We start from the raw sequence: 12,273 nt of genomic DNA on the forward strand, positions 1-12,273 counted from the left end.
GTTAATAGAATGAAAAATACAACATTATTAAAGCCGGATGACTTAATTATACTCTTTCATCTCATCGTCGTAAAACTCGCCTGCTTTATCCATTAAACCAGCTAATTCTGTTGCGATATCTTCTTCACTTTCCCCAGTTAAGTCTTCAAACCACTCAACTGAATCGTCTTTTAAATTAATTATAAAACGTGGAAATTCTGTATGCAACACAAAAATATCTTCTGGGAATTTGCTGTTATCAGCTAATAAAAATTTAGGTAAATCCATTTTGTTTATTTTTTATTTGACATTCTAATTGAAGAATGACAAAAGAATCTCATTTTAAAAATATGAGCTCTTAATTGTTTCTCAAACTTATTTTAAGTTTGACGTTTATTCTAATATTAATTTTTCTTTCTCTTTTATCAATTTTAAAGTTAACTTATTAAATCTGATAAATAATAAAATTGATGCTGTTGTTAAGCCTGCTAACAAACCTAACCAAATGCCAAAACTACCATACATTTCCTCTTTCCCTAAGAAATATGAAACAGGAAAACCTACCACCCAATAAGAAATAAAAGTAAGAATAGTGGGGATTTTAACATCTTGTAAACCGCGTAAAGCTCCTAAAACCAATACTTGAATGCTATCCGAAATTTGAAAGAATGCAGCAGCAAGGAGTAATTTTGAAGCAATAGAAACTACTTCCATATTATCCACATAATTAGTTTTGTCATTCAAATCAACATAAATCGTTGGCATAATTTTATGGAAAACAAAAAATAGAATGGCGAAAACAACTGCTAAAATAATTCCTAACAAAAATATTGAAAATGCTATTCTTCGTAATTCTTTATAATTTTGTAATCCTTTTTGGTTACCTACCCTTATCATAGAAGCTACGCTTAACCCCATAGCTACCATGAATGTCATGGAAGATAAATTTAATGCAATTTGATTTGCTGCTTGCGGATTTTTACCCAAAAGACCACTCAACCAAATTGCAGCTGTAAAAATAGCAACTTCAAAAAACATTTGCATCGCACTTAAAGAACCTAAATTGATGATTCTTTTTATCATTAAAATATCTAAAATAAAGAATTTTATATTTTTTACAATTTGTGCTGAACGCTTTTTGTATCGTAATAATAGCCATAAATAGATAACCATTATAATTCTTGAAGCTAACGTACCATAAGCTGCCCCAACAATACCCATTTCAGGAAATCCAAATTTTCCAAAGATGAGAATATAATTGAAAACAATATTCACAATATTAGCAAGTAATGTTGCATACATTGGATATTTAGTCATAGACATACCATCACTAAATTGTTTTATTGCTTGAAAAATAACTAAAGGAATTAAGGAAAAAGCGACCAAATCTAAATACGGAATTGCCAATTCCACAACTTCTTTTGGTTGTTTCATTAGGTACATTATTGGTTTCGAAAAATAGACTCCTAAAAACAAAGCAATTCCTAATACTGTGCATAAAAATAACCCATGTTTGTATGCAGACCTTGCTTGTTGTAAATTATCTGAAGAATCTGCTTCTGCTATTAAAGGTGTAATGGCTGTAGAAAACCCAATACCTATTGACATGGCGATAAACATAAAACTGTTTCCTAAAGAAACTGCTGCCAATTCTGCAGTTCCGATTTGACCAACCATAATATTATCAACAAAAGATACAAAAGTATGACCTAACATACCTAACATAACAGGGGCTGCAAGTTTCCAATTATATTTAAATTCTGATGTATATTGCGTAATGTTCACTAATTAAATTTAGTTTTTTAAATTGCGAAGATACATATTACAGGATGAAGCATAACTTTAGAACTTATCAATTTTTCTTACCTTTTTATCATAAAATTAATTACTTTTGATTTACAAAAAAACAAAAAATGGCAAATATTACATTAAAAGGAAATTCGATAAATACATTAGGTAATTTACCAAAAACTGGAAATAAAGCTCCCAATTTCAAACTAACAACTTTAGATTTATCAGAAAAAAGTTTGTCAGATTTTAAAGGAAAGAAAATTATTTTAAATATTTTTCCAAGTATAGATACCGGAACTTGTGCGACGTCCGTCAGAGAATTTAATAAAAAATCAGCAGAATTAGAAAATACAGTTGTATTGTGTATTTCAAGAGATTTACCGTTTGCACAGGCTCGTTTTTGTGGGGCTGAAGGGATAGAAAATGTGTTAATGCTCTCTGATTTTGCTACTGGTAAATTTGGTAAAGATTATCAATTAGAAATTATAAATGGTCCACTAACCCACTTGCACTCTAGAGCAATTGTTATCATTGATGAAAATGGAAATGTAGTTTATACCGAACAAGTTTCTGAAATTGTAGATGAACCTAATTACGATGCTGCCTTAAAAGCTCTCTAAGATGAAAAATCCTAAAGATGGTTTTTTAATAGGAAGAATGCGAAGTTTAAAGTTTGCTTTCAGAGGGATGTGGATTTTAATTTCTACTGAAGACAGTATTAAAGCCCAATTATTTTTTGCTTTAATCGCCACTATTTTAGGATTTTATTTTAATATTAATGCTACAGAATGGGCTATTCAATTTATTATAATTGGTTTGGTTTTGGTCGCTGAAGCTGCAAATACAGCGATAGAAGAAGTTGCCGATTTTATTCACCCAGAGTATCATGAAAAAATAGGTTTGATCAAAGATATCGCAGCGGGTATACCAAGTTTTGCCGCTTTTACATCTTTGATTGTTGCAGGTATCATCTACGTGCCAAAAATTTTATTATTATTTTAAACATCAATATATTTACTAAATTAAGTACTTTGCAATTTAATGGCCAAAAAAAGAATAAGCATCAAACAAGCATCTTTACAAAAAGAAGAAAAAATTAGTGTTTTTTCCTTCTTAAAAACGAAACAAGCAAAATCGCTTTTCTCAATATTTTTAATGTTATTTGCTGTTTTTTTATGCATTGCTTTTATTTCGTTTTTCTTTAACTGGCAGGAAGATCAAAGCACGCTTAATCATTTAACGGATAGAACTGTAAAAAGTAAAAACCTTTTAGGCAAAATTGGCGCTAATTTAAGTCACTTTTTTATATACGACGGTTTTGGTTTGGCTTCCTTTATCATTTGTTTCCAGGTTTTTTTAACGGGGTTTTACCTGCTGATTCAAAAGAAATTTTCAAAAATTATTATCAGCTGGAATTGGGGTCTGATTTCCATGTTATGGGTTTCTTTAATTTTTGGTTTTTTAAATAAAAAGCATGCTCTTTTAGCCGGTGTTGTAGGCTTTGAAATAAATAGCTATCTACAAACTTTTATTGGAAAAATAGGATTAACCATTGTTTTAATTTTTTCGCTTTTTGCCTATTTAATTATTCGATACAAAGTTTCTTTAGATACTTTCATTGAAAAAATAAAACAAGAAAGGTTAGAAAGAAAAGCAGCAAACATTGAAGCTAAAAAAACAGATAGTGTATTAGAAGTAACAGAGCTTAATGAAATGCTACCTGAAACCAGTACTCCTAATAAAAAAGAAAAATCAGAATTTGAATTATCAGTAGAAAATTTAAAACCTACCATTTCTAAACATTCTGATGTTTCATCAAATAAACAGGAAATCAGTTTAAAAATAGAAAAAGAACCTAAACCTAAATTAAAAGTTGAAGAAGTTATTGAAGATTTAGAAATTGATGTTGATGAAGTTGAAGAGGAAGAACATTCTACCGAAAATTTATCTAATAAAATATTAAAAGATTTTGGTGAGTTTGATCCTACTTTAGAGTTATCAAAATTTAAGTTCCCAACTTTCAATTTATTAAAACAATACAATGAAACTATTTCTATAGATCCAGAAGAATTAGAGGCTAACAAAAATAGAATTGTAGAAACATTGAAAAACTACAAAATTGGTATTGCAGAAATAAAAGCTACAGTGGGCCCTACAATTACGTTGTATGAAATTGTACCAGAAGCTGGAATCAGAATTTCTAAAATTAAGAATCTAGAAGACGATATTGCTTTATCTTTATCTGCTCTCGGAATTAGAATTATTGCGCCTATTCCAGGAAAAGGCACCATTGGTATTGAGGTGCCTAATAAAAAATCAACAATAGTTTCGATGCATTCCGTTATTTCCTCAAAGAAATTCCAAGAATCATCGATGGAGTTACCAATAGCCTTGGGTAAAACTATTTCTAATGAAACTTTTGTGGTTGATTTGGCAAAAATGCCTCACCTCTTAATGGCAGGTGCAACTGGTCAAGGAAAATCTGTTGGTTTAAATGCGGTTTTAACATCTTTACTATATAAGAAACACCCCGCAGAAGTAAAGTTTATTCTAGTAGACCCCAAAAAAGTAGAATTAACATTATTCAATAAAATTGAACGACATTATTTAGCAAAATTGCCAGATGTAGAAGAAGCAATTATCACAGATACAACCAAAGTTGTGCATACATTAAATTCTTTATGTATTGAAATGGATACCAGGTATGACTTACTAAAGGCAGCTATGGTTAGAAATATAAAAGAATACAATATTAAGTTTAAAAAGCGTAAATTAAACCCTAATGATGGACATCGATTTTTACCTTATATTGTTTTAGTTATTGATGAATTTGCAGATTTAATTATGACCGCTGGTAAAGAAGTGGAAACTCCAATTGCACGTTTAGCGCAGCTAGCTAGGGCCATTGGAATTCACTTAATTGTAGCTACACAAAGACCTTCTGTAAACGTAATTACTGGTATTATTAAAGCAAATTTTCCAGCAAGAATTGCATTTAGAGTAACTTCTAAAATAGATTCTAGAACGATCTTAGATGCTGGAGGAGCAGATCAATTAATTGGACGTGGGGATTTATTATATACTGCAGGAAATGAAATTAATAGGATACAATGTGCCTTTGTTGACACACCTGAAGTAGAAAAAATAACAGATTATATTGGTTCTCAGAAAGCATATCCTGAAGCTTATTTATTACCCGAATATATAGATGATGAAAGTGGCACAAGTATTGATATTGATATTGAAGACAGAGATAAACTTTTTAAAGAAGCAGCAGAAATTATAGTAATCGCGCAACAAGGTTCTGCTTCTTTATTGCAAAGAAAATTAAAGTTAGGGTATAACAGAGCCGGAAGATTGATAGATCAATTAGAAGCAGCCGGTATTGTTGGTGGTTTTGAAGGAAGCAAAGCAAGACAAGTTTTAGTAACCGATTTTTTGGCATTAGAACAATTATTAGAAAACGAAAAGAATCAATAGAAATGAAAAAAACAATACTTTTATTTTTAAGCATAAGTATTACATCCATCGTCTTCTCTCAGAATTCAGAAGAAGCAAAATCTTTATTAGATGAAGTTTCTACAAAAATGGGAGCTTACGAAAACATGTATTTAGGTTTTAGTCAAACTTTAAGTAATGAAGATGCCGGAATTAACGAAGATGATGAACCTCCCATAAGAGGAGTCATTAATTTACAAAAAGAAAAATATAGCTTAAATTACTTGGGTAATAAATTCATTTATGATGGCAACAAATTATATGTAATCAATAATGATGAAAAAGAAATTTCAATTACTGAAGGTGATTTAGATGGTGATGATGGTTTTATTTATCCATCAAAATTATTAACTTTTTACAAAGATGGTTACAATTTTGATATGGGAAAACTACAAAATATCAATGGGAGAAAAATACAGTTTGTCACCTTAAATCCTATCGATAGTAATTCAGATATTGTTAAAGTTGAATTAGGTATTGATACCAAAACAAAACATATTTATAAGTTAGTGCAAACTGGCTCTAATAGCTCTAAAACAACATTCACTATTACCACATTTAAGAGTAATCAAGTATTGTCTGAAAACTTTTTTAAATTTGATAAACAAAAATACTTAAGTCAAAATTATACCATTGATTAATTCTTTCAATTAACAGAAAATTAGTAGCATCTTAATATTTAAGATGCTATTTTTGCTTTTTATGAAAATTTTAGATAAATACCTCTTAAAAAGTTTTTTTAAACCTTTTGTAGCCACTTTTGTAATTGTACTATTTGTGCTAGTTATGCAGGCTTTATGGCAGGCATTTGAAAACATTGCCGGTAAAGGTATTAGCCTCATTTTTATACTAAAATTTCTTTACTACACAACTTTAATGATAATTCCACAAGCGTTGCCAATAGGTGTGTTATTATCATCTATTATGGCATTAGGGAATTTAGGTGAAAACTACGAATTTGCTGCTGCTAAATCTGCAGGTATTTCCTTGCAACGTTTGGTTAGACCTATTGGTATTTTAGCCATTCTTTTAAGCGGAATTAACTTTTTATTTTTAAACAATGTATATCCTTATGCGGTTTTTAAACAAATAAACTTAAAACAAAACATTAAAAAAAAGCAACCCGCAATGGCATTAGTGCCTGGAAGTTTTAATGCAGATTTACCTGGTTATCAAATTAAATTTGAGGAAAAATACGGGGAACAAGAAAACCTTTTAAAGAAAGTTTTAATTTATGATTTAAAAAGTAATAGAGGAAATCAAAAAGTAATTACTGCAGACAGAGGTAAAATTGTTACTGAAGAAGGTAGTAGATATATGACGTTTATTTTATATGATGGTAATTACTATGAGGAACATGTAAAAAATGCAAGAACAACTGCAAAACGAAAAAAAATGGCAGCTTCTAATGCTACTTTTAAGGAATATGAATTTAATATTGATATTGGTAATAGTTTCGATGAAGGAAAACTAGATTCCCTGAGCAACAAAGGATATCCTATGATGTATAGTTTAAAGGAGATAAAGGATACTATTCCAAAGTTAAAAGAAACCTATTATGAAAGTCTAGATTTAAGAGCAAAAAATATTTTTATAAGCACAAAGGCAAAAAAATTATATTCATATTCCGATTCATTAAAAAAGAAGAATTTAGATAGTATCACACTTCAAAACTTCCAATTGAAAGAAAAAATTACAATTTTAAATTCTGCAATAGCAAAAACGAGCAGAGTTTTTAATACTTTAAAAAACAATACTGCATCCATAAAATGGAGAAGAAAGATACTTAATTTTTATGATACAGAGTATTACAATAGACTTGCTTTTTCTTTATCTTGTGTAATCTTATTTTTTATTGGTGCTCCATTGGGTTCCATCATTAGAAAAGGAGGTTTTGGAATGCCTATGATATTAGCAATTGCGGTTTATGTTATTTACTTTTTTGCAAATACATTTGGTAAAAACTTAGCTGAAGAAAGTACTATTTCAGCATTTTTAGGCTCATGGATTTCTGCCATTATTATGATACCTGTTGCAATATTATTAACCAGGAGAGCCACCAAAGACAAAGGAATATTTAATATAGATTCATTCTTACAACCTATTACCAATTTTTTTAAAAATTTAGCACCAAAAAAAGGTAAAAAAATATGACAACACAAACTTCACAGAAAAGCACCCAATTAAATACAATCGAAGCTGCTATTAACGATATTAGAAATGGTAAAATTATCATTGTCGTTGACGATGAAAATAGAGAAAATGAAGGTGACTTTTTAGCTGCTGCTGAAAAAGTAACTCCAGAAATGGTGAACTTTATGGCAACGCATGGTCGTGGATTAATTTGTGCACCATTAACTGAAAAACGTTGTAAAGAGTTAGACTTAGGAATGATGGTGAATAACAATACAGATCCAATGGAAACTGGTTTTACTGTTTCTGTCGATTTACGTGGAAAAGGAGTTACAACTGGTATTTCTGCTTCAGACAGAGCACTCACCATTAATGCTTTAATTGATGCTGAAATAAAACCTTTTGATTTGGCAAGGCCTGGTCATATTTTTCCCTTAAGAGCAAAAGAAGGTGGTGTTTTACGTAGAACCGGACACACAGAAGCTGCAATCGATTTTGCACGTTTAGCAGGCTTAAAACCTGCGGGTGTTATTGTAGAAATCATGAATGAAGATGGGTCCATGGCGCGTTTACCGGAACTTCTACTAGTTGCAAAAAAGTTTGATATTAAAATTGTTTCTATTGAAGATTTAGTTGCTTACAGAATGGAACATGATTCCTTAATCGAAAAGAAAGATGATTTTGAGCTAGAAACTCGTTTTGGAAATTTTAGATTAAGAGCGTATCAACAAACTACAAATAATCAAGTACATATTGCATTAACAAAAGGTTCTTGGACAAATGAAGAAGGCGTTTTAACAAGAATTAATTCTACATTAGTGAATAATGATATTTTGGGAACCTTAACGAATAATGCTGATAAGAAGTTAGATCAAATGTTTCAAGTGATCAATGAAGAGGGAAAAGGGGCTATATTATTTATCAACCAACAAAATCAATACAAAAACTTATTAAACAGACTATCTGTTTTAAAAGAAAATCAGAAAAAAGGAGAATTAAAAGCACCAGCAATAGCAATGGATCAAAGAGATTTTGGAATTGGTGCTCAAATTTTACATGATTTAAACATTAGCAAATTAAAATTAGTAACCAACACACAACAAACGAAAAGAGTGGGTATGATTGGGTACGGATTGGAAATTATAGATTATGTAACGTACTAAAATTTAGAGTGAGAAATTAGAAGAATTATTTTCCTGCTTCCCACTTCAAACTACCTTTCTCTAACTCTATTGCTTCCAAATTTTGTTGAAACAACCTTGCTGTATGCTTTCCTTTTAAAGAGATATTATCACCGAAAACTTCAAGCCAACTTCCTTCACGTAAACCCAAAACAGCAACTTCATTAAACACATGAAACTCTTTTATTCTTGTTTCTCTAGTTTCTCCCATATGTTTAGAGCCTTGTATAGGATCTAAAAAATGTGCATTAATGTTAAAAGGAATAATTCCTAAAGTGGTAAAACTTGGCGGATATACAATTGGCATATCATTCGTGTTTTTCATATTAACGCCACAAATATTGCTTCCAGCACTCGTGCCTAAATACGGAGTGCCAGTCTCTAAAGCTTGTTTTAAGGCGGAAATTATATCATTCTTATATAATTTATTCACAAGCTCGAAGGTATTTCCTCCTCCTGTAAAAATAGCTTCCGCTTTTTGTATGGCTTCTTTTGGGTTTTCAAATTGATGAATTCCTGTAACACCAATATTTATTTTTGCAAATGCTTTTTCTGCAATTTTAGTGTATTCATTATAAGAAATACCACCTGGTCTCGCATAAGGAATAAAAAGTATCGTTTTTACATCCACAAAAAAAGTAGTTAATGTAGGTAATAAATATTCTAAATAGCCACTTCCATGAATCGTTGACGTACTTGCAATGATTAATTTTTTCATATCTCAAAAAATAATAGAAACTAAATGTTATTTTTTCTAAATTAGCAAAGAAAAGCTATTAATATCTTACTTCAGAAAAAAAATCTTATGAAAACCAAAATTTCAATATTAACACTAATGATTTCAGTTTTTTATTCATGTATAATCAATAATGACTCTGATTTTAAAATTACAAAATCAGACTTAGCAGGTACATGGGCATTGGCTAATTTTGAAATGGAGAGCGCTACAGTGGTTGTAACAAACCCTGCTCCCACTCAAACGATAATTGCAGATGTTCGTGGAAGTAATTATAATGCTTTTATTAATTTTTCTGAAAATCCAGATATTGCTAATGTTACTGGAGATTTTACGCTTGAAATAAGTTATAATCAAACTAACGTTGACATCTATACTTTAGACGCTTTTATATTTAACGATATTTTTGGTTTTTCTTCAAGCGCATGGAACTATAGTGACAATGTATTGAGCTTAATGCATAGTGGACTTAGTTTAAATCTTGATATTATTGATTTCACTGAAGATTTTATGAAAATAGAATTAGATGTAAATGAGACCGTAACCATTAACGGTATCACTTCGAATGTTTTTGGTAAGTCTATTGTAACCTTAGAAAAGCAATAGTTTACTTTTCTTTATAATTAGGGATATTTATGAGGTATTTCTTATTAAGCCAAAAACAAAATATTTACTCTAATAAGTTCATAGCATAGAAAAGGTTTTTAACAGAAGTTTACAATTCTATTAAAATAGTTTTAAGAAGGTCTACTCTTTTCTTTGTTGACCTGAAAAATAAACCAGTACTATTCTTTCTACTTTTTACCTTTTTATCTTTTTATCTTTTTATCTTATTGTCAAGAAAAAAGAATACTAATTAGGGAGAAAGTTTTTTTAACGAAACGGTCACGTCTGATGTGCATATAATTAACAAAAAAACACAGAAAGGAACCATTTCGAATGATAAAGGTTGGTTTGACATTTCGGCTATTATGGGTGATAGTTTGCAGTTTTCCCGCATCAAGATAAAAAGTAAGCAATTTATAATAACAAAAGAAAATTTCACTGAAAGAAATATTAAAATAGCACTTGAAGAAAACACATATTCTTTAGACAGTTTTACTCTAAAAAATCCCAAAAGTATTTTTTATATCGACCCACAAATACTGAAATCACTCACTGTAAATGCAAAACCTAAGATTAATAATTCTGTCATAAACTTCAAATCTGGTGCCGCAATAAGTATTGATAATTTAATTAGTTCTTTAAACGTAAAAAAGAACTAATTAAAATTACACAAGAAAATATTGTTCTTTCTAAAATTAGAAAATACTTTACAGATGATTTTTTTATTACAGATTTACAAATTAAAAAAGAGTATATAAAACCATTTTTAAATTATTGTATTCAAAAAAATATCATTTATCATTTTATAAGAAAAAAGAACATCATACTCACAAAATTTTTAATAGACGAGAGCAGGGTATTTCCAAAAAAAACAAATGCTTACAGTGCCTCATTATTTAGCAAATAGGGACTTTTTTTTAACAGAACTTTAAAATTATTTTCATCAAATTTAAAGAGAAAATACTTAATTTGTAAAAGTTAAAAAAAAAGCCATGATAAAAAAAATTCTTGTATTATTCGTCTTTTTTATCAGTTTGCTCAGCACTTTTTCTCAAGAAAAAAATAAAATCATTACTGGAAAAATATTAGATTCTTTAGGTATTGTTAAAAATGCAAACGTCATCAACCTAAAAACAAATCAAGGAACTTTTTCTAACGACAATGGAATTTTTCGAATTTTCGTTTCTGAAGGTGACACTTTGAGCCTTTCTTCCATTCAACATATTTCAAAAAAAGTAATCATTACTAAAAATATTATTGAAAACAGAAAAATGAATATACGCATAAAATACAACATATATTCTTTAGATGAATTTGAACTAAAAAGGCATAACTTAATAGGTAGATTGAGTGTTGACACAAAAACTGTGCCCACAAATAAAAGAGATTCTCTTTTAAAAAATGTTATGAATTTTTCTAAAATTAACATGCAAGTTGTTGAAGCCGATGATTATATCGATAGTAGAGTTCGACCACATATAAATGAAACAGATCCAACAGCAAAATTTGCAGGTGTTGGTGGCGGCATAATTATGCCTTTTAAAAGTTCAGCGCGTTTATGGGCTTTGCGCAGAAATTTAGCTCAAAAAAAAGCTTTTCCGTATAAAATTTTATCCACGCTTGGAGAGAAATTTTTCTTTGATGAATTAGAAATTCCTATTGATAAATACTTTCATTTTCTGGAATATTGCAATCCGTTAGGTATAGAAGATTTTCATAAAGATGGAAATCTTTTGGAGGTGATAAAAATTTTACGAACAGAAAAGGTGTCTTACCTTAAAATGATAAAAAAACAGTAATTTGGTCTCATATTTTATTTTAATAATTTCATGAAATTTAAGAAAACATTTTTACTGCTATTTATCATTCCCTTTTTATCTTTTACTGCACACAAGTATTATTTAAGTTTAACACAAATAAATTACAAAAGTGAGTCGAAATCTATTCAAATTGTAATCAATGTTTTTATGGATGATATTGAAACCGCATTAAATAGCGATTACAAAATTAATTTACAATTGACCACAAAAAATGAATTAAAGAATAATGATATTTATTTTAAGAGGTATTTAAAAGAAAAAATACATTTTAAAGTTGATAATATTCCTAAAGAATTCAAGTATATAGGTAAAGAATATGATGGAGATTTAGTTTATTTCTATCTAGAAATAGAAAACATCAATCAATTAAAAACTATAGATCTTACTAATAATATACTCACAAAACATTTTCCAGAACAACAAAATTTAACAAAGTGTAAACTTGGAGATAAACACAAAAGTATATTACTGACCAAAAAAGAAAATGTAGCTAAATTTAAATATGAATAGTCACTCCACTCAAAACAAC

13 protein-coding genes are annotated in these 12,273 nt (G+C 29.3%); 10 read left to right on the plus strand and 3 right to left on the minus strand.

Features of this window, described 5'->3' with window-relative positions; genetic code table 11:
* Window positions 1-42 precede the first annotated feature (42 nt).
* Together ATE90_RS06870 and ATE90_RS06875 are read right to left on the minus strand one after the other, a co-directional pair.
* Window positions 43-267: a hypothetical protein gene (locus ATE90_RS06870; protein WP_036785879.1), complete on the minus strand. Its 225-nt coding sequence runs from the start codon at window positions 265-267 to the stop codon at window positions 43-45.
* Window positions 268-372: 105 nt separating this feature from the next.
* Window positions 373-1,704 carry an MATE family efflux transporter gene (locus tag ATE90_RS06875; protein WP_081958209.1) on the minus strand — a complete coding sequence of 444 codons (1,332 nt, stop codon included), beginning with the start codon at window positions 1,702-1,704 and terminating at the stop codon, window positions 373-375.
* Between the two features lie 188 nt (window positions 1,705-1,892).
* Here ATE90_RS06875 and tpx point away from each other — a divergent pair, with 188 nt between their 5' ends.
* The 6 genes from tpx (at window position 1,893) to ribB (ending at window position 8,564) form a co-directional block, all read left to right on the plus strand.
* Window positions 1,893-2,390, plus strand: coding sequence for a thiol peroxidase (tpx, locus tag ATE90_RS06880; protein ID WP_036785873.1), 498 nt, complete (start codon window positions 1,893-1,895; stop codon window positions 2,388-2,390).
* 1 nt (window position 2,391) lies between these two features.
* Window positions 2,392-2,772 carry a diacylglycerol kinase family protein gene (locus ATE90_RS06885; RefSeq protein ID WP_036785871.1) on the plus strand — a complete coding sequence of 127 codons (381 nt, stop codon included), beginning with the start codon at window positions 2,392-2,394 and terminating at the stop codon, window positions 2,770-2,772.
* 39 nt (window positions 2,773-2,811) lie between these two features.
* A complete protein-coding gene (locus ATE90_RS06890) occupies window positions 2,812-5,250 on the plus strand; it encodes a DNA translocase FtsK (RefSeq protein ID WP_036785868.1) in 2,439 nt (812 codons plus the stop codon).
* A gap of 2 nt (window positions 5,251-5,252) precedes the next feature.
* The gene (locus ATE90_RS06895; RefSeq protein ID WP_036785865.1) at window positions 5,253-5,909 is read left to right on the plus strand and encodes a LolA family protein; all 657 of its coding nucleotides are present in this window, start codon (window positions 5,253-5,255) and stop codon (window positions 5,907-5,909) included.
* A gap of 61 nt (window positions 5,910-5,970) precedes the next feature.
* Complete coding sequence (locus ATE90_RS06900; RefSeq protein WP_036785862.1) at window positions 5,971-7,422, plus strand: LptF/LptG family permease; 1,452 nt, start codon at window positions 5,971-5,973, stop codon at window positions 7,420-7,422.
* The gene (gene ribB, locus ATE90_RS06905; protein WP_036785859.1) at window positions 7,419-8,564 is read left to right on the plus strand and encodes a 3,4-dihydroxy-2-butanone-4-phosphate synthase; all 1,146 of its coding nucleotides are present in this window, start codon (window positions 7,419-7,421) and stop codon (window positions 8,562-8,564) included. The genes ATE90_RS06900 and ribB overlap by 4 nt, the downstream gene beginning before the upstream one ends.
* Window positions 8,565-8,589: 25 nt before the next feature.
* Here the strand turns inward: ribB and pepE are convergent, their stop codons facing one another.
* Window positions 8,590-9,300, minus strand: coding sequence for a dipeptidase PepE (pepE, locus tag ATE90_RS06910; protein ID WP_036785857.1), 711 nt, complete (start codon window positions 9,298-9,300; stop codon window positions 8,590-8,592).
* 87 nt (window positions 9,301-9,387) lie between these two features.
* Here pepE and ATE90_RS06915 point away from each other — a divergent pair, with 87 nt between their 5' ends.
* The 4 genes from ATE90_RS06915 to ATE90_RS06930 all read left to right on the plus strand — a co-directional run bounded on the left by ATE90_RS06915 (window position 9,388) and on the right by ATE90_RS06930 (window position 12,254).
* Window positions 9,388-9,924: a hypothetical protein gene (locus tag ATE90_RS06915; RefSeq protein WP_036785854.1), complete on the plus strand. Its 537-nt coding sequence runs from the start codon at window positions 9,388-9,390 to the stop codon at window positions 9,922-9,924.
* A 290-nt stretch (window positions 9,925-10,214) separates the two neighbouring features.
* A complete protein-coding gene (locus ATE90_RS06920; protein ID WP_036785851.1) occupies window positions 10,215-10,583 on the plus strand; it encodes a hypothetical protein in 369 nt (122 codons plus the stop codon).
* Window positions 10,584-10,916: 333 nt separating this feature from the next.
* Complete coding sequence (locus tag ATE90_RS06925) at window positions 10,917-11,723, plus strand: hypothetical protein (RefSeq protein ID WP_036785848.1); 807 nt, start codon at window positions 10,917-10,919, stop codon at window positions 11,721-11,723.
* A 30-nt stretch (window positions 11,724-11,753) separates the two neighbouring features.
* Window positions 11,754-12,254, plus strand: a complete 501-nt coding sequence (locus tag ATE90_RS06930) for a DUF6702 family protein (RefSeq protein WP_036785845.1) — start codon at window positions 11,754-11,756, stop codon at window positions 12,252-12,254.
* Window positions 12,255-12,273 lie beyond the last annotated feature (19 nt).

Origin of the sequence: Polaribacter sp. Hel1_33_96, from assembly GCF_002846595.1 — a bacterium.
Lineage (GTDB): Bacteria > Bacteroidota > Bacteroidia > Flavobacteriales > Flavobacteriaceae > Polaribacter.

What these genes read in the sequence shown, in the direction of transcription:
- ribB (WP_036785859.1), top strand. Translation starts at nt 7,419, where the DNA reads ATGACAACACAAACTTCACAGAAAAGCACCCAATTAAATACAATCGAA.
- ATE90_RS06875 (WP_081958209.1), bottom strand. Translation starts at nt 1,704, where the DNA reads ATGTTAGGTATGTTAGGTCATACTTTTGTATCTTTTGTTGATAATATT.
- ATE90_RS06915 (WP_036785854.1), top strand. Translation starts at nt 9,388, where the DNA reads ATGAAAACCAAAATTTCAATATTAACACTAATGATTTCAGTTTTTTAT.
- ATE90_RS06895 (WP_036785865.1), top strand. Translation starts at nt 5,253, where the DNA reads ATGAAAAAAACAATACTTTTATTTTTAAGCATAAGTATTACATCCATC.
- ATE90_RS06870 (WP_036785879.1), bottom strand. Translation starts at nt 267, where the DNA reads ATGGATTTACCTAAATTTTTATTAGCTGATAACAGCAAATTCCCAGAA.
- ATE90_RS06890 (WP_036785868.1), top strand. Translation starts at nt 2,812, where the DNA reads ATGGCCAAAAAAAGAATAAGCATCAAACAAGCATCTTTACAAAAAGAA.
- tpx (WP_036785873.1), top strand. Translation starts at nt 1,893, where the DNA reads ATGGCAAATATTACATTAAAAGGAAATTCGATAAATACATTAGGTAAT.
- ATE90_RS06885 (WP_036785871.1), top strand. Translation starts at nt 2,392, where the DNA reads ATGAAAAATCCTAAAGATGGTTTTTTAATAGGAAGAATGCGAAGTTTA.
- ATE90_RS06930 (WP_036785845.1), top strand. Translation starts at nt 11,754, where the DNA reads ATGAAATTTAAGAAAACATTTTTACTGCTATTTATCATTCCCTTTTTA.
- ATE90_RS06900 (WP_036785862.1), top strand. Translation starts at nt 5,971, where the DNA reads ATGAAAATTTTAGATAAATACCTCTTAAAAAGTTTTTTTAAACCTTTT.
- pepE (WP_036785857.1), bottom strand. Translation starts at nt 9,300, where the DNA reads ATGAAAAAATTAATCATTGCAAGTACGTCAACGATTCATGGAAGTGGC.
- ATE90_RS06925 (WP_036785848.1), top strand. Translation starts at nt 10,917, where the DNA reads ATGATAAAAAAAATTCTTGTATTATTCGTCTTTTTTATCAGTTTGCTC.